The sequence below is a fragment of the Kushneria avicenniae genome (assembly GCF_900112585.1).
GTDB lineage: Bacteria > Pseudomonadota > Gammaproteobacteria > Pseudomonadales > Halomonadaceae > Kushneria > Kushneria avicenniae.
Genome location: NZ_FOLY01000002.1, coordinates 470,715 through 491,055 on the forward strand (window position 1 = coordinate 470,715; position 20,341 = coordinate 491,055).

The 20,341-nt window shown below is 60.0% G+C and carries 16 protein-coding genes; 11 read left to right on the forward strand and 5 right to left on the reverse strand.

The features are described from left to right. The first annotated feature begins 314 nt into the window (after positions 1-314). A complete protein-coding gene (locus BM079_RS05430) occupies positions 315-707 on the forward strand; it encodes a hypothetical protein (RefSeq protein ID WP_139215268.1) in 393 nt (130 codons plus the stop codon). 146 nt (positions 708-853) lie between these two features. Here the strand turns inward: BM079_RS05430 and nudE are convergent, their stop codons facing one another. Further along, positions 854-1,438: an ADP compounds hydrolase NudE gene (gene nudE, locus BM079_RS05435; RefSeq protein WP_090131557.1), complete on the reverse strand. Its 585-nt coding sequence runs from the start codon at positions 1,436-1,438 to the stop codon at positions 854-856. A gap of 179 nt (positions 1,439-1,617) precedes the next feature. On the opposite strand from nudE, the gene BM079_RS05440 reads away from it, so the two are divergent. The 6 genes from BM079_RS05440 to BM079_RS05465 all read left to right on the forward strand — a co-directional run bounded on the left by BM079_RS05440 (position 1,618) and on the right by BM079_RS05465 (position 9,684). Beyond that, positions 1,618-2,007 carry an RNA-binding S4 domain-containing protein gene (locus tag BM079_RS05440; RefSeq protein WP_090131559.1) on the forward strand — a complete coding sequence of 130 codons (390 nt, stop codon included), beginning with the start codon at positions 1,618-1,620 and terminating at the stop codon, positions 2,005-2,007. Positions 2,008-2,118: 111 nt separating this feature from the next. Next, on the forward strand, positions 2,119-3,006 hold the full coding sequence (gene hslO, locus BM079_RS05445) for an Hsp33 family molecular chaperone HslO (RefSeq protein WP_090131561.1): 888 nt from the start codon (positions 2,119-2,121) through the stop codon (positions 3,004-3,006). 199 nt (positions 3,007-3,205) lie between these two features. Further along, positions 3,206-4,762: a phosphoenolpyruvate carboxykinase gene (locus BM079_RS05450; protein WP_090132016.1), complete on the forward strand. Its 1,557-nt coding sequence runs from the start codon at positions 3,206-3,208 to the stop codon at positions 4,760-4,762. Positions 4,763-4,945: 183 nt separating this feature from the next. Further along, positions 4,946-7,306: a Tex family protein gene (locus tag BM079_RS05455; protein WP_090131563.1), complete on the forward strand. Its 2,361-nt coding sequence runs from the start codon at positions 4,946-4,948 to the stop codon at positions 7,304-7,306. Between the two features lie 216 nt (positions 7,307-7,522). Continuing rightward, positions 7,523-9,124: a glutamate--cysteine ligase gene (gene gshA / locus BM079_RS05460; RefSeq protein ID WP_090131565.1), complete on the forward strand. Its 1,602-nt coding sequence runs from the start codon at positions 7,523-7,525 to the stop codon at positions 9,122-9,124. 32 nt (positions 9,125-9,156) lie between these two features. Further along, on the forward strand, positions 9,157-9,684 hold the full coding sequence (locus tag BM079_RS05465) for a disulfide bond formation protein B (protein WP_090131567.1): 528 nt from the start codon (positions 9,157-9,159) through the stop codon (positions 9,682-9,684). A gap of 97 nt (positions 9,685-9,781) precedes the next feature. Here BM079_RS05465 and BM079_RS05470 read toward each other — a convergent pair whose 3' ends face one another. Together BM079_RS05470 and BM079_RS05475 are read right to left on the reverse strand one after the other, a co-directional pair. Continuing rightward, the gene (locus BM079_RS05470) at positions 9,782-11,251 is read right to left on the reverse strand and encodes an FAD-dependent oxidoreductase (RefSeq protein WP_090131569.1); all 1,470 of its coding nucleotides are present in this window, start codon (positions 11,249-11,251) and stop codon (positions 9,782-9,784) included. A 246-nt stretch (positions 11,252-11,497) separates the two neighbouring features. Continuing rightward, a complete protein-coding gene (locus BM079_RS05475; RefSeq protein ID WP_090132018.1) occupies positions 11,498-12,178 on the reverse strand; it encodes a histidinol-phosphatase in 681 nt (226 codons plus the stop codon). Positions 12,179-12,350: 172 nt separating this feature from the next. Between BM079_RS05475 and BM079_RS05480 the strand changes: the two genes are divergently transcribed. The 3 genes from BM079_RS05480 to BM079_RS05490 all read left to right on the forward strand — a co-directional run bounded on the left by BM079_RS05480 (position 12,351) and on the right by BM079_RS05490 (position 16,429). Further along, on the forward strand, positions 12,351-12,851 hold the full coding sequence (locus BM079_RS05480) for an RNA pyrophosphohydrolase (RefSeq protein ID WP_090131571.1): 501 nt from the start codon (positions 12,351-12,353) through the stop codon (positions 12,849-12,851). Positions 12,852-12,930: 79 nt separating this feature from the next. Continuing rightward, a complete protein-coding gene (gene ptsP / locus BM079_RS05485) occupies positions 12,931-15,192 on the forward strand; it encodes a phosphoenolpyruvate--protein phosphotransferase (protein ID WP_090131573.1) in 2,262 nt (753 codons plus the stop codon). Between the two features lie 220 nt (positions 15,193-15,412). Next, positions 15,413-16,429 carry an acyltransferase family protein gene (locus BM079_RS05490; protein WP_090131575.1) on the forward strand — a complete coding sequence of 339 codons (1,017 nt, stop codon included), beginning with the start codon at positions 15,413-15,415 and terminating at the stop codon, positions 16,427-16,429. 33 nt (positions 16,430-16,462) lie between these two features. Here the strand turns inward: BM079_RS05490 and BM079_RS05495 are convergent, their stop codons facing one another. After that, complete coding sequence (locus tag BM079_RS05495) at positions 16,463-17,800, reverse strand: sigma-54-dependent transcriptional regulator (RefSeq protein ID WP_090131578.1); 1,338 nt, start codon at positions 17,798-17,800, stop codon at positions 16,463-16,465. Continuing rightward, a complete protein-coding gene (locus BM079_RS05500) occupies positions 17,793-19,334 on the reverse strand; it encodes a sensor histidine kinase (RefSeq protein WP_090131579.1) in 1,542 nt (513 codons plus the stop codon). Before BM079_RS05500 ends, BM079_RS05495 begins: the two co-directional genes overlap by 8 nt. 196 nt (positions 19,335-19,530) lie before the next feature. On the opposite strand from BM079_RS05500, the gene lgt reads away from it, so the two are divergent. Then, on the forward strand, positions 19,531-20,334 hold the full coding sequence (gene lgt, locus BM079_RS05505) for a prolipoprotein diacylglyceryl transferase (RefSeq protein WP_090131580.1): 804 nt from the start codon (positions 19,531-19,533) through the stop codon (positions 20,332-20,334). Positions 20,335-20,341 lie beyond the last annotated feature (7 nt).

The following is a 20,341-nucleotide window of genomic DNA, read 5'->3' on the forward strand; positions in this document are numbered from 1 at the left end:
CGTCAAAGTTTATTGATGACGATCAAGAAATTTGAAATAACCCATTTGCGTATCATCGTTTAAATCTATTCATTTCTTTACCCATCCTTTATCTGTCTTTATACAGCCCTTTGACGAGAAGCGTTTTGTGTCCTAACTTTACGGTCACTTACCCGGTAGACCCGATCAAGGCTGCCGTGGCTGCCTTCACTGCCCTGCAAGGCAGACTGCAATACGCCAACCATTTATTGCAGAAAGTATTCGGCCAACCGTCAACGATGCACGGACGTATCTGACGCACCGGCTCGACAATCAGAGTTATGGAGAACGTTATCATGAAGAAAATGATTGCTACCGTATTCTGCGCAGCTTTTGTTCTGCCCGCGATGTCTGCCATGGCGTCGACTGAAGCGACTCAAAACAGTGCCGCCAATGATGGTCAGGAAATGACCGGTGCAGCCTCTACTGAGTCTACTTCAACCATGGATAACAGCGCGACCAGCGCCGAGACCACCTTGACAGGTCAGGCCGGTAACGGTGGTTCCGCTCAGATGAACGACATGGAAGGCATGAGTGACTCCAGCGGCGGTTCAACCAGTACCATGGGCGCTGAAAATGCTGATGAAACCATGACGGGTCGTCAGGGGCATTCCGCACAGATGCAGTCTACCGAGCCAATGGAAAACGGCGACACGACTGAACACGGTGCCAGTCCGTCTACCAATTGACTTCTGTTGTTCATTGCGGCTGCGAATGTAAACAATCGGCCGTAACATGATAACAAGAGCCCGACAGTAATCGCTGTCGGGCTCTTTACGTTACTGCCTGCGCTATTTCCTGTGTCACTCGATGCGCTTTTCAATGGGTGGGCGCGCTACCAGAACATGGGGTCGGGTGTCTCCTGGCGTTCGCGAAGGCGCTCTCGGGCAATAAAGAGTGCTGCGATGGCACGTCCTTCGTGGAAATCGCCCCTTGCAAGTAGTGCGCCAATATCTTCGATGCCGTGCTTTTCGACAATCAGCGGTTCGGGTTCATCGCCGGGAAGGCTTTCTTCATAAAGCTGAGTGGCCATGACGACGTGAATGCGGTGGGTCATGTAGTTGGGCGCCAGCGTCAGCTCGATCAGAGGTTCGATCACGTGAGCGCCATAGCCACACTCTTCGCGAAGTTCGCGGTTGGCGGCCGTGATGATGTCCTCACCCGGATCGACGACGCCCTTGGGCAGCGTCAGGACGTAATCCTCGACGCCCACGGCATATTCCTGAATCAAAAGGACATGATCCGGATCCGGCATGGCCACGATCATGACAGCGCCCGCACCATGCCCGTTGCCGGTCAAACGCTCGAAAGTGCGCTGTTCGCCGTTGGAAAATTCAAGCTCCAGCGCTTCGATTGAAAACAGCCGGCTCTGGGCGATGCAGCACCGCCGTCCGATTTCGGGCTTCCCAGTTGGGGACATGTCTTTACCTCCGGAGGCTTCAAAAACGGCAGCGGTGAATACAGCGTAATGTCGATGCTTCCCAGATTATCGCATTGTAGGGCCACTGACACCCGTTTGACCTCTCACGACCGGGGCTTGAGAGCACGGCTTTTGTCCCCATATTCCCCTCATGAAATGGCGCGCAGAGAGGGCAGGACATGAGCGAGCAGATTCGACTCGATAAATGGCTCTGGGCGGCCCGGTTTTTCAAGACGCGCGGGCTGGCCCAGAAGGCCATCGACGGGGGCAAGGTTCACTACAACGGTGCGCGAACCAAGGTCAGCAAGATCGTGGAGCCCGGGGCGCTGCTGGCGCTCCCTCAGGGCTGGGACCGTATCGAGGTCGAAGTGGTTGATGTCAGCGACAAGCGTCGCGGTGCTCCTGAAGCCCAGTCGCTTTATCGTGAAACGCCGGAAAGCATCGAGCGCCGTACCCGAGAGGCCGACATCCGGCGCATGGACAAGAGCATGCAGCCTCCGAAGGGGCGTCCGGATCGCCGGGCCCGACGCGATATTCAAAAGTTCCAGCGCCACGAATACGACGGCTAGCGACTAGATAATGCACCCCCGGGGCCTGCCATTCGCAACGTCCTTGAATGGCCTGATGTTCGGGTCTTTTGCCTGCCGCGCCGATTACTTTCCTTTTTCTTCGGATAACCCATGGATCATATTCAACGTTTTATCTTTGACGACACCAATGTCCGCGGCGAGCTGGTCAAGGCCGATGAAACCTGTCGGGAGATCATCGACCGTCACGGCTATCCCCAGGTGGTCAATCGCCAGCTCAGTGAGATGCTGGCGGCCGTGGCGCTTCTGACGGCCACCATCAAGCTGGATGGCGTGCTCACGCTCGAGGTCAAGGGCAACGGGCCGGTCAGCCTGTTGATGGCCGAGTCCAACCCGGGCCATGGCGAGGGTGGACAGCGCCTGAGAGCGATCGCTCGCCTTGACGACGCGCAGGCGCTGCCCGAGGACGGCGCTTCCCTCAGGGCGCTGATGGGCGATGGCCATATCGTCATGACGCTGGACCCCAGCGACGGCCAGCGCTATCAGGGCCTTGTCGCCCTGGAGGAAGAGACCCTGGCGCGGTGTCTTGAACACTATTTCGAGCGTTCCGAACAGCTCCCGAGCCGCCTGTGGCTCTCTGCTTCTGCCAATCAGGCGGCGGGGCTGATGCTTCAGACATTGCCTGGTGATGACAGGCTCCAGGATACGGATGCATGGCCGCGGCTTAACATGCTGGCCGATACCCTCAAGTCCGAAGAGCTTCTGGAGTTGCCGGCACGCGAGACGCTGGTACGTCTGTTTCATGAAGAGCAGATTCGGGTTTTTGAGCCTGATCCGATCGGCTTTGGCTGCACCTGTTCACGCGAACGCTTTGCAAGCGCCCTGCATCAGCTGGGCGCCGAGGAGCTGCGCTCGGTTGTCCAGGCGCAGGGTGAGCTGAGTACCACCTGTCATTTCTGCAATACGGATTACACCTTCAGCGCCGCTGACATCGAGGCGCTGATCGAGTCCCCGGACGCTTCTTCTCCAACGCTGCACTGAACCATTGCCCTGTCCGGCAGCGCGGCGCTGTGCCTTTTGAAACAAGGCCGGCGCGATGCGTTCTCTACTCAGGACGAACCGGTCATAATAAGGTGTCCCTGTTGGCGCACATTGCCTGTTGACAGGGCATAAAACACCAGAGGCAGCCATAAGTGCCCATTTGACCAACGAGAGAGAACGGCTCAGGCCCGGGATGGACATGACCACAAACACAAACACGAACACCCCCCGTATCAATGCAAGTGCCGCCGAACTGGTCGAGTACGCCATCGCACGCGGGGAGGCAAGGCTTGCGGCCAATGGAGCGCTGGTAGCAGAAACCGGCCGGCGTACCGGCCGCTCGCCCGTTGACCGCTATATCGTTGATGAGCCCTCCACCAGTCACGAGATTGACTGGGGCAGCGTCAATCGTCCCTTCTCCGGGGAGCACTTTGATGCGTTGTGGGAGCGGGTCGAGGAGTTTCTGGCCGACAAGGGAGCATTTGAGACCGAGCTTCATGTCGGGGCGGACCCCGAGCATTATCTGCCGATTCGTGTCACGGCCCAGTATGCCTGGCACAGCCTGTTTGCCCGCAACCTCTTTGTACGAGCGCAGCCCTTCAATCCGCACGACAAGCGTGAATGGCAGGTCATGAGCGCGCCGGAGTTTGTCTGCCAGCCCGAGCGTGACCATACCCATTCCGATGGCACGGTGATCATCAATTTTGCTCGTCGTCGCGTGCTGATTGCCGGCATGCATTACGCCGGTGAAATGAAAAAGGCGATGTTCACGGTGCAGAACTTTCTGCTGCCGGAAAAGGGTGTGCTGCCGATGCACTGCAGCGCCAATGTCGGTGACAACGGCGAAACCACGCTCTTTTTCGGGCTTTCGGGCACCGGCAAGACCACGCTGTCGGCTGACCCGTCGCGCTATCTGATCGGTGATGACGAGCATGGCTGGGGGGAGGGGACCGTTTTCAATCTCGAAGGCGGCTGCTATGCCAAGACCGTTGACCTTAGCGACAAGAACGAGCCCATTATCTATCGGGCCATCCGCTTTCCGACCGTGCTTGAAAATGTCGTGCTCGATGACGACCGGATACCGGTTTATGAGGATGCGTCGCTGACCCAGAATGCTCGGGCGGCCTATCCGCTGGAGCACGTCGACAAGCGAACGGCGGACAACAGGGCTGGCGAGCCGAGCGCGATTGTCTTTCTGACCTGCGACATGAGCGGTGTTCTGCCACCGGTGTCGATCCTGTCGCGCGAAGCGGCCGCCTATCACTTTCTCTCCGGCTATACCGCACGCGTGGGATCCACCGAGATCGGTGCTGGCAGCGCACTGGAGGCGACCTTTTCGACCTGTTTCGGGGCGCCGTTTTTTCCGCGTCCGGCTCATGAGTATGCCGAGCTTTTGATCAAGCGCATCGAAGCCTTTGGTTCGCGCGTCTATCTGGTCAATACGGGCTGGACCGGGGGCGCCCATGGGCAGGGTGGCGAGCGTTTCAGCATTCCCACCACCCGGGCCATCATCAGTGCCATCCAGAGTGGCGCGCTCAAGGAGGTCGACACGACCACGATACCGGGGCTCAACCTCTCGGTGCCGGTGGCCGTCAAGGGTGTGGAATCGTCGCTGCTGGATCCGCGTCGTGCCTGGCAGGACAGGACGGCCTTCGAGGAGCAGGTTCGCCTTTTGATCCAGAAGTTCATCGACAATTTCAGCCGGTTTGACGGCGTGGATGACGCCATCACGCGCGCAGGGCCGGAGCTGGTCTGAAACGCATCGATTTGAAGCACGCTCCCGGCGCTTTTCGTCACTTCTGCTGACAGGCAGATCTTCATGGCGACAGCTCCCTGGCTGTTGCCATGTCATTGCAGCCCTTCCCGCAGTAGCGGCGCTGTCCCGTCACTTCACGGTTTGTGATACCCTGGCGCCCTGTTCGGAAGGGAAGGCGTTTTCATGACTCAGATTTCTTCGATGGCAGCGCGTCTGGCCGCAGAGCTTGGTGAAGCTGCCGGAGCCACTGCCGTTCGACCTGCCCAGATCGAGGCCACCATCGCCCTGCTGGATGAAGGCGCCACCGTGCCGTTCATCTCCCGCTATCGCAAGGAGGCCACCGGCGGTCTGGATGACAGCCAGCTGCGTCTTCTCGAGACCCGTCTGCGCTATCTGCGTGAGCTCGATGAGCGTCGCGAGACGGTGCTGTCCTCGATCGAGGAGCAGGGCAGACTCGACGAGACGCTGCGTGCCAGCATCCTGGCCGCCGATACCAAGCAGCGGCTGGAAGATCTTTATCTGCCCTATCGCAAAAAGCGGCGCACCAAAGCGCAGATTGCCCGTGAGGCCGGGCTTGAGCCGCTGGCTGATGCCCTCATGAATGATCCGTCTCTGGTGCCCGAGCAAACGGCGGCCGATTATCTCAGTGATGAGCACGGTATTACGGATGCTCGTGCTGCACTGGATGGTGCCAGACAGATTCTGATGGAGCGCTTTGCCGAAGCGCCGGCGCTGGTGGGTCGGCTTCGGGATCGTCTGTGGCAGGAGTCCGAGCTGGTGGCCACGGTGCTGGCCGGGCAGGAGAGCAGTGGCGCCAAGTTCTCCGACTACTTTGATCATCGTGAAAGCCTCATCAAAACGCCCTCTCATCGAGCGCTGGCCATGTTTCGCGGTCGACAGGAGGGCGTGCTGGGGCTGGCCCTCAAGCTGCCCGAGGAAGACGAGGCGAGTGTGCATCCGTGTGAGGTCGAAATTGCTCGCGAGTTTGGCATCAGTGACCATGCCCGGCCTGCCGATCGCTGGCTGAAGGACGTCGTGCGCTGGACCTGGCGGGTCAAGCTTTACACGCATCTGGAAACCGAGCTGCTGGGGCAACTGCGTGAGCAGGCCGAAGCTACAGCCATCAGTGTCTTCGCCGATAACCTGAAGGATCTGCTGCTGGCGGCGCCGGCCGGATCGCGTGCCACGCTCGGGCTCGACCCCGGGCTTCGCACTGGCGTCAAGGTGGCGGTGGTGGATGCCACCGGCAGGGTAGTGGATCACACCGCCATCTATCCGCATGCGCCGCGCAACCAGTGGGAGGCCTCGCTGACCACGCTGACAGCGCTGTGCAAACAGCACGATGTCGGGCTGGTCGCGATCGGCAACGGTACCGCCAGTCGTGAAACCGATCGTCTGGCCGCGGATCTTCTGGAGCGGCTCAAGGGACGCGACATCGCGAAGGTTATGGTGAGTGAGGCGGGGGCCTCGGTCTATTCGGCCTCCGAGTTTGCCTCGCGCGAACTGCCGGAGCTGGATGTCACCATTCGGGGCGCCGTGTCGATCGCGCGGCGACTGCAGGATCCGCTGGCGGAGCTGGTCAAGATTGATCCCAAATCGATCGGGGTGGGGCAATATCAGCACGACGTGTCGCAGGTGATGCTGGCCCGCTCGCTGGACGCCGTGGTCGAGGACTGCGTCAACGCCGTCGGGGTGGATCTCAATACTGCCTCGTCGGCCCTGCTGGCCCGGGTCTCCGGACTCAATACGACTCTGGCCGACAACATTGTGGCCTGGCGCGAACAGCACGGCGCCTTCGATAACCGCCGACAGATTCTTGAGATAGCAAGGCTGGGGCCAAAGACCTTCGAGCAGTGCGCGGGCTTTCTGCGCATCAATGGCGGCAGCAATCCGCTGGATGCCTCGGCCGTTCACCCCGAGGCCTATCCGGTGGCGGAGCGCATCGCACAGGCCAGTCGTCGCAATCTGAAGACCCTGATCGGCGATAGCGATTTTCTGCGCGGCGTCCGCGCTGCAGACTACGCCGATGATCGCTTCGGCCTGCCGACGGTGAGCGATCTTCTCAAGGAGCTGCAAAAGCCCGGACGTGATCCGCGGCCCGAGTTTCGCGCTGCGCAGTTCCAGGAGGGCGTGGAAAAGGTCAGTGATCTGGTCACCGGCATGGTGCTGGAAGGTGTGATCACCAACGTGACGCACTTTGGCGCGTTTGTGGACATTGGCGTGCATCAGGATGGTCTGGTGCACATCTCGGCGCTGTCACATCAGTTCGTGCAGGACCCGCGGTCAGTGGTCAAGGCGGGCGATGTGGTCAGGGTCAAGGTCATGAGCGTGGATCAGGCGCGCGGGCGCATCGGGCTGTCCATGCGTCTTGACGATACCCCGGAGGCCGAGCAGGGCGGCAGCACCGACCGTGCGAAGCGATCCGGGCGTGACAGGCCAAAGGCACAGGGCAGGGAAAAGCCCTCCTCGCAGGAGCCGGTCGGGTCACTGGGGGCTGCGCTGTTGAAGGCGGGGGCCGGCAAGTCGGGCGATCGCCGGCGATGAGATGCTAAACTCGTTAGCATGCGCACTTTGGCGCTTGAAAGGCTGAAGTCGCGCTTCATAATGAGCACACTATTGGCAGATATCGGCGCCTGATCAGGCAGTCTCATCAGGTGCCGGTCGACGAAAACAGTTCCGGAGCCCGATATCGGCCAACGGCCGGCACACGTGCGATCAGATCCCTGACGTACGGGCTCCCGCAAGAGAAGGTGTTCAACCTTGTCCGAGCAATTCACTCGCCGCATCGATGGACTGAGCGCACCGGCGCAGCAGGGCCTTTTTGGCCGCATTCGCCGGGGCATTGAAAAGGAAGGGCTGCGCGTGGATTCTCAGGGGCGCATCGTGTCAACGCCTCATCCGCATGCTCTGGGCTCGAAGCTGACCCACCCCTATATCACGACCGATTATTCGGAATCGCTGCTGGAGTACATCACGCCGGTATTTTCCCGACCTGCCGATGCGCTGGCGTTTCTGGGAGACCTGCATCGTTACAGCTATCGCTATCTGGGGCAGGAGCTGATCTGGCCGGCCAGCATGCCCGCCGAGCTCGATGGGAACGACAGCATTCCGATTGCGGATTACGGCAACTCCAACGTGGGGACCATGAAGCGGGTGTATCGTAACGGTCTGGATATGCGCTACGGACGCATCATGCAGTCGATTGCCGGTATCCATTACAACTTTTCACTGCCCGATGAACTCTGGACGCATCTACAGGAGATCGACGGTCATCAGGCGGTGTCAGCACAGGCGTTTCGCTCGCGGGCCTATTTTGATCTGATTCGCAATTTCCGCCGCAACAGCTGGGTGCTGATGTATCTGTTTGGTGCATCGCCTGCCGTGGATCGCAGCTTCCTTGAAGGGCGGGATGCCGGACTGGCCCCCCACGGCCGGCAGACCCTGCTGTCGGACACGGCATCGACGCTGCGCATGAGCGATCTGGGTTATCAGAACAAGGTACAGTCACAGCTGCGCATCTGCTTCAACTCGCTTGAAAACTACATCGGCACCCTGCGCCACGCCATTGTGACACCCTGGCCCGACTACGAGCGCGAAGGCGTCGAAGTCGACGGGCAGTGGCGCCAGCTCAACGCCAACATGCTGCAGATCGAAAACGAGTATTACAGTGATATTCGTCCCAAGCGCGTGGCACGTCACGATGAAACGCCGACGCAGGCCATGGAGTCGCGCGGTGTGGAGTACATCGAAGTACGCTGTCTCGACATCAATCCCTTTACGCCCCTGGGCATCGATGAGCAGCAGATTCATTTCATCGACACCTTTCTGGTCTGGTGTCTGCTCTCTCCCAGTCCCTGGATCAGCGATCAGGAGTGTGACCGTCTCGACGATAATCGGGCGCAGGTGGTACGCCGTGGGCGGGAGGCGTCCTTGATGCTCTCGTTCGCGCAGGGCGATCGGCCGCTGGCGCAGTGTCTGGAAGAGATCTTTGACGCCATGGCGCCCATTGCCGAGCTGATGGACAGTGCCGACGAGGCGGCCCCTCATCAGAGGGCACTGTCCGGGCTTCGGGAGCGGATTCATCATCCCGAAACGACACCGGCCGGTCGCATGCATCAGCAGATGCAGGACAGTGGCGATGATTTTGTCACCTGGTCACTGGCGCGAGCGCGTGAACATGCGCAGTGGTTTGCAGACACCGACATGGATCCGGCACGCGATACGCTGCTGAATCAGCTGGTAGAGACTTCTCACCAGCAACAGCAGGAAACAGAAACGGGCGACGAGGTTGATTTCTCGACCTTTTTGCAGCGTTATTTCGAACATGCGCGTCGCTTGAAGGTCAATAGTGACGCCTCATAAAGAAGTAACAACGTAAACTGGTGGAGCCACACATGTCGAAACTGTTGAACCGGTCAGCACGCCAATGGTGTCTTGCTGGCAGCGCCTTTTGTATTTTCATGCTGGCGTTTGCGCTGGTGCTGCAGTATGGCTTCGGGCTTGAGCCGTGCCCGCTGTGCACCTTTCAGCGCGTCGCCGTGCTTGTGGCGCTGGTGCCCCTGATTGTGGGTGCCCTGCACAATCCGAGGGGATGGGCGGGGAGCCTCTACGGGGTATTGTCACTGATCGGTGCTGGTGCCGGTATCTTTCTGGCCGGTCGACATGTCTGGCTGCAGAACCTGCCCGCTGATCAGGTGCCCAGCTGCGGTCCGGGCCTGAATTACATGATGGAAGTACTGCCGCTGCAAAGCGTAATCGCCATGGTGTTGAACTCTTCCGGAGAGTGCGCCGAGGTCAAGGGCAGCTTTCTGGGGGTTTCCCTGCCGGGGTGGACGCTGCTCGGCTTCGTTGTGCTGGCCCTGATCACGATTGGTCTGATAGCAGGTGCCATCAGGCGTCAGCGTTTGATCGCCAGCGCCTGACGGCATCGTCTTCAGGCCGGTCCCGGTCGATAACAAAAAAGGCACCCGTTCGGGTGCCTTTTTTAATGTTTCCAATGCTTCTATCGATCAGCGCCGGTCAGGCACCGGGCCCGACGCTCTTGCCAGCTTTTTCCTTTTCCTGCTCGCGGTCGAGATTTTCGCCGTGGGACGACTTTTCAGGCGACATCTGAGGCGCTTCATCGAGGCCTCGAAGTTCGACTTCACCCATCAGCAGGTCGCGCTCGAAGGCTTCCTTGTCGATATTGAACCCAAGGTACTGCTGCGCCAGGTAAAGATCCTTCTCGGCGTTACCCAGACAGCTGGTGCCGCCGGGCGAGGGTGTCATGTTGAAGACAATACCGGTGCCCGGATCAATCTTGGCCTCACCCATCACCAGCTTTTTGGCGCTCTTGTCGATCAGCTGTGGGCGCACGCCGCCAAAGCCCTTGGCGAATTCGACGTCCTCGGAACGAAGGCTGGGCACGATGCTCTTGATGCTCTGATAAAAGAGTTTTTCGCGCAGTACCGGCACTTCATACAGGAAGTTCTTGAAGACATAGTTGCGAATGTCGCGAACCTTGAGCAGGTCCCAGAAGACTTTTGCCACGCTGCTGTCGAAGCGGAACACGCGCAGAAATTCCGTAAAGGTCTTGCTGTTGTAGCGCTCCAGCAGCGGCAGCATCAAAGCCGTGGGTCCGAAACGGGTCTTGCCGTCGACCAGCACGTCCGGGTCGCCGTGAACGGCGGCAAAGGGCAGATTCTCGTTTTGAATGGTGTAGACCTTGCCGTTGAGCACTTTGGGCGTGAAATAAAATGACCCGGCCATCGGCAAACAGGACTTGTCCAGGCCATAGCCCATCTGGTGGGCAAACAGCAGCGAATGGCCACCGGCGGCCACGACCACATAGCGTGCCTGCAGGGTGCCCCGGTTGGGCGTGGTGACCTTGAAAAGATCGCCTTCCTTCTCGATACCGTGAACCGGCGTCGACAGGTGCAGGTCGCAGGTCATGCCCTTTTTTGCGGCATCCTGCTCGGCATATTTCACAAAGGCTTCTGACAGCGTGGTGTAGTTGACGGCCGTGTATTCGTCGGTCGAACCGAGCGCCAGAATCTTCTCGGAGGGATCACGGCCCTCAACAACCTTTGGCTCCTGAGCGGCGATGTCGTCGCGCTCGAGAAGGCGCATTTTCGGGAAGAGTTCGCTGAAGGTGTCAAAGCGCTTGCGCAGGAAGTCGCACTGCTTGTCGCCTACCCCCAGTACCATCTTGGGATAGCGATAGATGATATGGTCGCGCTCTTCATCGGGCAGTTTGGTCCCGAAGTTGATCACCATGCCGGCGGTACGCTTGGTCGTACGGGCCTTTTCCAGCGTGTAGTTGGTCTCGATATCACCACAGTGAATGGTCTGGCTGTTGTTGCGACCATGCGAATTGACAATGGCAACCTTGTCATATTTCTCGACCAGACCGATGGCCTTCAGATCGGTGTATCGGGCCAGTTCGTACAAAAGGGCAGTGCCGGATACGCCGCCACCCACGATAAGAACATCATACGTCGTTGCTGCCATGGCTTCTCACGCTCGGTTTGATGCGAGATTTGCGCTCTGCTTTGTCGGTCCGACATGACACGAGGCCTTGAGCGTCGGAGGGTCATCGTCGTGGATGGACAGGCGACGAGCAGAACGCGCTGGGTCAAACGGCATTTCCATTGTCTGATGTAGAGGCCGGAGTCGCGATCGGAAGGTCCCGAGGGCGTGGCCTGTCGGCTCAGTCAAGGGTGTCAAAGTGACACGCTCCGCGATGGATAATGCCGATTATAGGGAATCGCGCCGTTCGTCGCGATCCCGCAGGGTAATGATTTGCCAGTTTCGTTGCCCGGCAATGTCGGCCAGCACGGGGTCCGGATCGACAGCAACGGGGTGGTCGACCCGCTCAAGCAGCGGCAGATCGTTTTGAGAGTCGCTGTAGAAAACAGCGCCTTCAAGAGAGATACCCTGTGCCTCGAGCCAGTGCTCCAGGCGGGTGATCTTGCCCTCCCGAAAGCTTGGAATACCGTCGACACGCCCGGTATAGCGACCTTCCACCATCTCGGGCTCCACGGCGATCAGATGCTCCACGCCCAGCCGCGCTGCGATCGGGCCGGTGACGAAGCGATTGGTGGCGGTAATGATCAGAATCCGGTCGCCACGGGCGCGATGACTTTCCAGCAACGCCTCGCCCTGAGACAGGATGATGGGCTCGATGCGCTCAGCCATGAACTGTCGATGCAGCTCGTCGAGCTCTTCTCTGGTGTGACGCGTCAGTGGTGCGAGGGCAAAGGCGAGGTATTCATGGATATCCAGCGTGCCGGCGTCGTAGGCGCGGTGGAAACGGTCGTTTTCGCGTCGGAAATGATCGCGATCAACGATGCCCTGTTCGACCAGAAAATCGTTCCATGCGTGATCGCTGTCGCCGCCCAGCAGTGTGTTGTCAAGATCGAAAATGGCCAGCGTCAAGGGGAAGGCTCCCATCAAAGGCAAGGGTCGGTTTGTTTAATTTCATTATTACAAAGATGCCCGAGCTTTAATATGTGCGCGCAACAACTCGACTGCCTGTGCGCAGCATATTGATGCGCTTTCTCGCTTTGTGGAAGAATGCCTGTAATCTATTTTCAAAAGGTGGCAAGTCGTGATCGATCCCGACGGTTTCCGGCCCAACGTTGGCATCATTATTGCCAACTGCGGTGGCCAGGTGCTGTGGGCACGACGGGTGGGACAGAATGCATGGCAATTTCCACAGGGTGGGATCAAGGAAGATGAGACACCTCATGACGCCTTGTATCGAGAACTGAAAGAGGAGATCGGCCTGCATCCCGATGACGTCGATATACTGGCCTGTACACGTGGCTGGCTCAGATATCGGTTGCCAAAGGGGTTGATTCGCACCCATTCGCGCCCGCTTTGCATTGGTCAGAAGCAGAAGTGGTTCCTGTTGCGCATGCGATGTCAGGAATCAAGCATTTGCGTGGACACCACGCCCAAGCCCGAATTCGATGGCTGGCGATGGGTCAGCTACTGGTATCCGCTGGGTCAGGTGGTGTCCTTCAAGCGTGACGTCTATCGGCGCGCCCTGCGAGAGCTGGCGCCACGTCTGCCGGGAGAACGTTCGGTAGATGCGGCCGGTCAATAGCGGCCATGGCCGTGTCCGGGTGCCTGTCATGACAGGAGGCCCGGCCATGGCAGATATACAGGGATGAAAACATAACGCCATGCTCGAAATTCTTCGCCGCATTGTTCAGGAGGTGAACGGCGCCCGCAGCCTCGATGCGGCGCTGTCGATCATTGTGCGGCGCATACGCAAGGCCATGCAGACGGATGTCTGCTCGGTATATCTGCGCGACGATGAACGTGACTGCTTCATCCTGATGGACACCATCGGTCTGAATGCCTCGGCCATCGGACAGGTCACTCTGAAGCCGGGCGAAGGGCTGGTCGGGCTTGTCGGTCAGCGCGAAGAGCCTCTCAATATCGAAGAGGCACTATCCCACTCCCACTTTCGCTACTTCGCCGAAACCGGCGAGGAGCGCTATTCCAGCTTTCTTGGCGTTCCCATCATCCACCAGCGTCGTGTGCTGGGCGTACTGGTCGTGCAGCAGCGTGAAAAACGCCAGTTCGGTGAGGGTGAAGAAGCCTTTCTGATCACCATGGCCGCGCAGCTGGCCGGGGTGCTGGTACATGCCCTTTCCACGGGCGCGCTGGCGCGCTTGAGCGACCCTGGCACCCAGGCGCTGCTCAACGGCATCGCGGCCGCGCCCGGGATGGCCATCGGCGAGGCCTTTGTGGTAGTGCCATCGGCCAATCTCGAAGCGGTGCCCGAGCGGGTGCCCGACGACATCGAGGCCGAGGTGCTGCGTCTGCGGGAAGCCATCGACTGCGTGCGCCACGATATCCGCCAGGCGGCCGAGCGACTGGCCAGTCGCATTTCGGAGCAGGAGCAGGCGCTGTTTGATGTCTATCAGCAGATGCTGGGAGACGCGGCGCTGGGTAACGAGGTCGAGAAGCGCATCCGGGAAGGGCAGTGGGCCCCCTACGCGCTGTCGCGGGTTGTCCAGCGCCACGTCAACTATCTTGAGCGGGTGGATGACAACTATCTGCGCGAGCGCGCCGCGGATATCCGTGATCTGGGACGTCGCGTGCTGGCGCATCTGCAAAAGGACAGCGAGGCCCGCAAGCCGGTCTATCCCGACCGTACCATCCTGGTCGGTGACGAGATCAGCGCCGCGCAGCTGGGAGAAATTCCTCGCGACAAGCTGGTGGGTCTGGTGGCGCTGAGGGGGTCGAGCACCTCCCACGTGGCGATACTGGCCCGTGCCATGGACATTCCTGCAGTAATGGGCATGAGCGATCTGCCCATTTCGCGGCTGGCCGGCACGCCGATGATCGTGGATGGTCACCGGGGGCGACTGATTCTGCGCCCCCAGCAGGATCTGCTGGTGCGCTATGAGAACATGATCGAGGAAGAGCAGGCGCTGACCTCGATGCTTGAAAGCGAGCAGTCCCTGCCCAGTGAAACCAGTGACGGCTACCGCATTCGTCTGATGATCAATACCGGGCTGGCGGTGGAAATGAGCGGCTCACCGGCCGCCCGCATCGATGGGGTCGGGCTCTATCGCACCGAAGTGCCCTTCATGATGCATCAGCGCTTTCCCAGCGAGAAGGAGCAGACGCGGATCTATCGCGAGCAGCTTCAGGGGTTTGCGCCCCTTCCGGTGGTCATGAGAACGCTGGATATTGGCGGCGACAAATCGCTGCCCTATTTCCCCATCGAAGAGGACAACCCGTTTCTGGGCTGGCGCGGTATTCGGGTCACGCTGGACCACCCCGAGGTGCTGATGGTGCAGCTGCGGGCCATGCTTCGGGCGGCCGAGGGGCTGGATAATCTGCGTATCCTGCTGCCCATGGTGACCAGCATTGAAGAGGTCGATACGGCCAGTCGTCTGCTGGATCGCGCCATCGGCGAGCTTCGTGACGATGGCGTCAGGGTCGAGCGGCCGCTGCTGGGCGTCATGCTGGAGGTACCTGCCGTCATTTACCAGCTGGAGGCGCTCTCCACGCGCGTCGATTTCTTCTCGGTCGGCAGCAATGACCTGATTCAGTATCTGCTGGCGGTGGATCGCAACAACGCTCGCGTCATGAGCCTTTATGATGCCTGTCAGCCGGCGGTGCTCAGAGCCCTTGATCATATCGCTCGTGAAAGTCGGCGGCTGAACGTTTCCGCTTCGGTATGCGGCGAACTTGCGGGGGATCCGGTGGGCGCGCTGCTGCTGACGGGCATGGGGTATCGGGTGCTCTCCATGAATGCGCCCAATCTCTCGCGTGTGCGTGCCGCGATACGCCGCGTGTCGCTGGAGGGTGTCCAGAACCTGGTCAGCGACGTCCTGGCACTGCATTCGCTGACCGAAACACGTGAGCTGGTCTATCAGCGCATGAAGGAGTGGGAGCTGGTCCATCTGCTGCCGCCGCGGGACTGAGATGTGTCTCGTCCTGACCCACCCTGTGCGTGTGTCGTGACGCCCCATGTGTCGTCATGACACACGCCTTGAACGCTTTTTTGGCAATGCCTCGTCCAGATCCTGCCAATAAAAACGCTTAATAAACAAAAGGGTATTCTTTTTTCATGGCGATGCGTCATGTTGGCATGAACGTTGCTCCAATCGGAGGTAACGTCGTCAACGGATAGTGACTGGACCCATGGTCAAAAAACTTGAATGGATCAACATCCTGAAAGGGCTCGGCATCATGATGGTCGTCTATGGCCACATGACCACCGGATTCTGGCGAGACTTTTTCTTCCTGTTTCACATGCCGCTCTTTTTCATCATTGCCGGCTACCTGTTCAGACCCAACGCTGATCTCAAGGCGTATCTCAGCCGCAAGAGCCTGCATCTGCTGGTGCCCTACGGTTTTTTCATGCTGCTGTTGTACGCACCGGTGCTTTACCAGGCGCTGGGGGAGGAGCGAACACTGTCCGGGGCACTGCTCGATATGGTGCTGGGTGGGCGTGAGCTCGTCTCGGGACTGTCGCCGTTCTGGTTTGTCACCTGCTTCTGGGCCGCGCAGCAGCTGGTCAACCTGCTGCTGACGCGTCTTTCGGTGCGTGCCACGGGCGGTGTCATGCTGGTCATGCTCGGACTTGCCACGATCAACCAGTACTTTTTCAGGGAGCTGTGGCTGATCGGTAACCTCAACGTGGTGTTGATCGCGGTGCCCTGTTTTTATCTGGGGTATCTGGTTGCCCACTATCGAATCGATGTCGAAAGGCCACGTGTACTGCTGCTGAGTGCCGGGGTGAGTGTGCTGTCGATGTGGTGTGTTCATGCCTGTCCGGATTTTACGATGGACATGAAATATGCTGACTACGGAATACCGGTACTGAGCCTGTTGGCTGCGTTTGCCGTGACCCTGGTGCTGATGGCGCTATCGCGTCAGCTGGCGCGTGTGCCGGTCGTGGCCAGAGCCGTGGGGCTGGCGGGAGAGGCGTCGATGGTGATCATGTTCTTGCACCTGAGCATTCAGGTCACGCTCGATCATCATGGCATGGTGGAGGCGCTGGCACCGCGCTGGCTTTTGATGATGGCACTGCCGATCCTGTTTTATCTGCTGGTACGCCAGAACGGCTGGGCGCGGCTGTTGTGCCTTGGAGACGCCACCGTGCTTTCCCGGCGTCGCGCACGCCGCCAGGAGGTACCGGCGCTGGCTTCCGGTTGACATTGAACGGGTGCCTCGAGGGTCGGGAAAGGATCAGTCCCGTGCCTCGAGGCGTCGGTACAGTGTCTTGCGGCCGATGCCCAGAATGTCGGCGGCGCGGCGCTTGTTGCCGTCCACGGCATCAAGGACACGCTGGATATAGCGCTGCTCCATCTGCTCCAGGCTCAGCCACTCCTGTGTCTGCGCGTTCTGGCTGTCGCTGCCGGCGGTGACGTGGCGAAAGCGTTCGGGGAAGTCGTCGGGTTCCAGTACGCTGGTGTTCGCCAGCGTGACCGCTCGCAGGATGGCGTTATCGAGCTCTCTGACGTTGCCGGGGAAGGGGTAGGCCCGCAGCAGCGAGAGCGCTGTGGGCGACAGTGACATGGCGCCATGCCCCTGTTCACGGCTGTAGCGTTCAATGAAATGCTCGGCGAGCAGGGCAATGTCGTCGGGTCGCTCACGCAGGGGCGGCAGGGTCAGGCTGAAGGTTTCCAGTCGATAGAACAGATCTTCGCGAAAAAGGCCTGACTCGATCAGCGCGTCGAGCGGGCGGTTGGTCGCCGCCACGATGCGAATGTCGATCTGCTGCTCCTCTTCACTGCCGACGGGTCTGACGCGATGCGTCTGTAGAACACGCAGCAGCTTTGCCTGCAGGGCAAGCGGCATATCGCCGATTTCATCGAGAAAGAGCGTGCCGCCATGTGCCTGTTGAAACAGGCCGCGGCGGTGAGCAATGGCGCCGGTGAAGGCTCCCTTCACGTGACCGAAGCACTCGCTTTCCATGACATCGGGGGCGATGCTGGCACAGTTGACGGCGACAAACGGCCCCGAGTGGCGAGGGCCTTCCCGATGCAGAGCATGTGCCAGAAGCTCCTTGCCGGTGCCGCTTTCGCCCTGAATCAGTACGGCGGCCTGCTGCGCGGCCAGACGTCGGGCCTGATCAAAGAGCTGTGCCATGGCTGGCATACAGCTGGTGAGCTCATCCAGATGACAGATGCCATGTGTCTGCCGGGTCTGCTGGCGCGTTTTCAACCGGCGATGCTGACTCAGGCGGGCAACGCTGCCGCGCACCTGATCGAGATCCAGCGGCTTGGTCAGGAAGTCATCGGCCCCGCGCTGCAGGGCATCCACGGCCTGGTCGATGCTGCCAAAGGCCGTAATGATGATGACCGCTGGGTGATCGGGCTGCTGTACCAGTGTCTCCAGCAGGGTCATGCCATCCATGCCGGGCAGGCGAATGTCGCTGATGATGACGTCGACGTCGAGATCATGCAGCAGGGCCTGCTCGGCACTGTCGACGCCGGTCACGATGTGTCCCGCCTCCTCGAGCTCTTCGGTCAGGAGTTCGAGAATGGCAGGGTCGTCTTCAACGATCAGAATACGATCAGTCATGGGGGCGGCTTCGTGACATGGTCTCGTCCTTACTATCCGGCGTGTCTGCCTCGCGGTGTCTGGAGGCCGTGTCATCGACGGTGATTGCCTCCGGTGGCAACAGCACTTCCGGCGGCAGGGTAATGACAAAGGCGGCGCCACCGAAGGTGCTCCGTTCCAGCGTAATATGGCCGCCGTGATCCTCGACTGCGCGGTGAACAATGGTCAGGCCCATGCCGCTGCCCTTGCTGCTGCCCTTTGTGGTGTAAAAGGGATCGAAGATATGGCCGTGATGATCGGCATCAATGCCCGGGCCGTCGTCTTCGATGCGCAATATGACCCCCTGTGCCGAGTAGTCGGCTGAAATGGCGATCCGGTGACTGCCGGCCTGAAAGGCATTCTTGATCAGGTTATCGAGCAGCTGCTGGAAGCGTTGTCGATCCACGGTGATGCCATCCCTTGATGGCAGATCGGTCACGAGCGAGGGGGATGACGTGTCATGATGAAGCGCGTCGCGTGCCAGCTGTTCGGCGTCATCGATCATCTTTCCCAGCGAGTGCTGCGCCGGTTGCAGCGTGTGGCGCCGCCCCATGTCCATCAGCTGTCGTACGGTATCTTCCATGCGCCGGGTCTCGCGTCGAATGCGGGTCAGGCGCTGGCGAGCGTCATCGGGAAGGTCGTCGCGGCGCTGCAGGCGCTGGATCTGCCCATCAATGACCGTCAGCGGCGAGCCGAGTTCATGCGCCACGCCGGCGGCCAGCACCCCGATTTCAGCCAGGCGGCGGGATTTTTTCAGGCGGCGCTCCAGAGCGAGCTGCTGTTGCTGCTGTTCGCGCACCTCCTGCTCCTTGCCGGCCACGGCGTCGAGCATGGCATTGAACGCCTCGCCAAGCTCGCGAAATTCCCGTGCACCGCCCGGCGTAATGCGATGTAGGCGGTTACCGCCCTGAACGGCCTTCATGCTGCGATAAAGCCGGTTGACCGGGCGATTGACGTAGCGGCGAAAGCCCCACCAGACCATCAGCACCACCAGTATGCCCATCAGCACTGTCAGCAGCAGTGCCACGGTGGTCATTAAACTCATGTAGCGCTCGATACCGGTGGCCAGTCGGTTGATCTGCAATACCCCGAGCAGTTCGCCACGGGCGTCCGTCATCGGCAGCAGATAGGTATAAAAGCCCTGACCGTCCTGACGGAAGTCGCCGGCGGCCTCCTGACGGGTACTGACCGCCTTCTGCAGCAGGGTATCGTCCTGCAGACCGCCGGCCAGACCAACGCCGGCCATCTGTTGACCCGATGGTGACAGCACGAAGGCGCCGTATAATCGGGAGAGAGAGAAGGTGGCGCTCAGGCCTTCCTGCAGGGCCTGGGCGTCATGGCGGGCCAGGGCCTGCGTCAGGGGCAGGCGGATCCCGTGGGCGATGAGGCGCACTTCTTCCTGCTGGCGCTGCTGCATGTTGTCTTCCAGTACCCATAGCGCCACGGCACTGACCGTGATCAGCGTCAGCATCAAAGGCGTGATGATGGACAGCAGTATGGTGGTACGCAGTCGCATAAAGATCTTTTCCCGTAATCAGGCCGATACCTTAACGCGACGCGCGCAGGCAGACGAGTGCTGGCGGGCGAGTGCTGATAGAGGTAGAGAGGGGCGAGGCCTGCCTGCTTCTGATAAACTCGCCGCTGTCACTGGCATCGCCCGCTACGAGGGGATGTGATCGGGCCTTACAGGGCTCTTCGGCAGGGAAGGTTGCATGTTTCATCATCCGCAATTTGATCCGATAGCGATCTCGCTTGGACCGCTGGCCATTCACTGGTACGGCCTGATGTATGTGATCGGGTTTGTGGGCGCCTGGTGGCTGGCCCGCGTCCGTGCCGCGCGACTTGGGCTGACGAAGGACCAGGTCGGCGACATGATCTTTTACGGGGCACTCGGCGTGGTACTGGGTGGCCGCATCGGCTATGCGATCTTTTACGGCTGGGAACAGTTTCTGGCCAACCCGCTCTGGATCTTCAGGGTCTGGGAAGGCGGCATGAGCTTCCATGGCGGCCTTATTGGTGTGCTCATCGCTTCACTGCTTTATGCGCGTCGTCATCAGCTGACCTTCTTTCAGCTCACTGACTTTATTGCCCCCATGGTGCCCATCGGCCTGGGCGCGGGGCGGCTGGGCAACTTCATTAATCAGGAACTGCCCGGGCGCGTAACCGATGTGGCCTGGGGGATGGTGTATCCGCTCTATGGCCCGGAGCCACGTCATCCGTCCGAGCTCTATGAGTTTGCCCTGGAGGGTGTGGTACTTTTCTGCATTCTCTGGACGGTGTCGCACAAGCCGCGCCAGCGCGGCCTGATTTCGGGGCTGTTTCTGATGCTCTACGGTGCCTTTCGCTTTTTCGTCGAATTCTTTCGTCGTCCGGACCCGCAGCTTGGGTTTGTCGCCTTCGACTGGCTGACCATGGGCCAGCTGCTGTGCATTCCCATGCTGATTCTGGGCGCAGTGCTGGTGGTCTGGTCGCGTCGTCAGCGCGTTGACGATGCACGTTCTTCTTCACAGGTATAAACGGTTT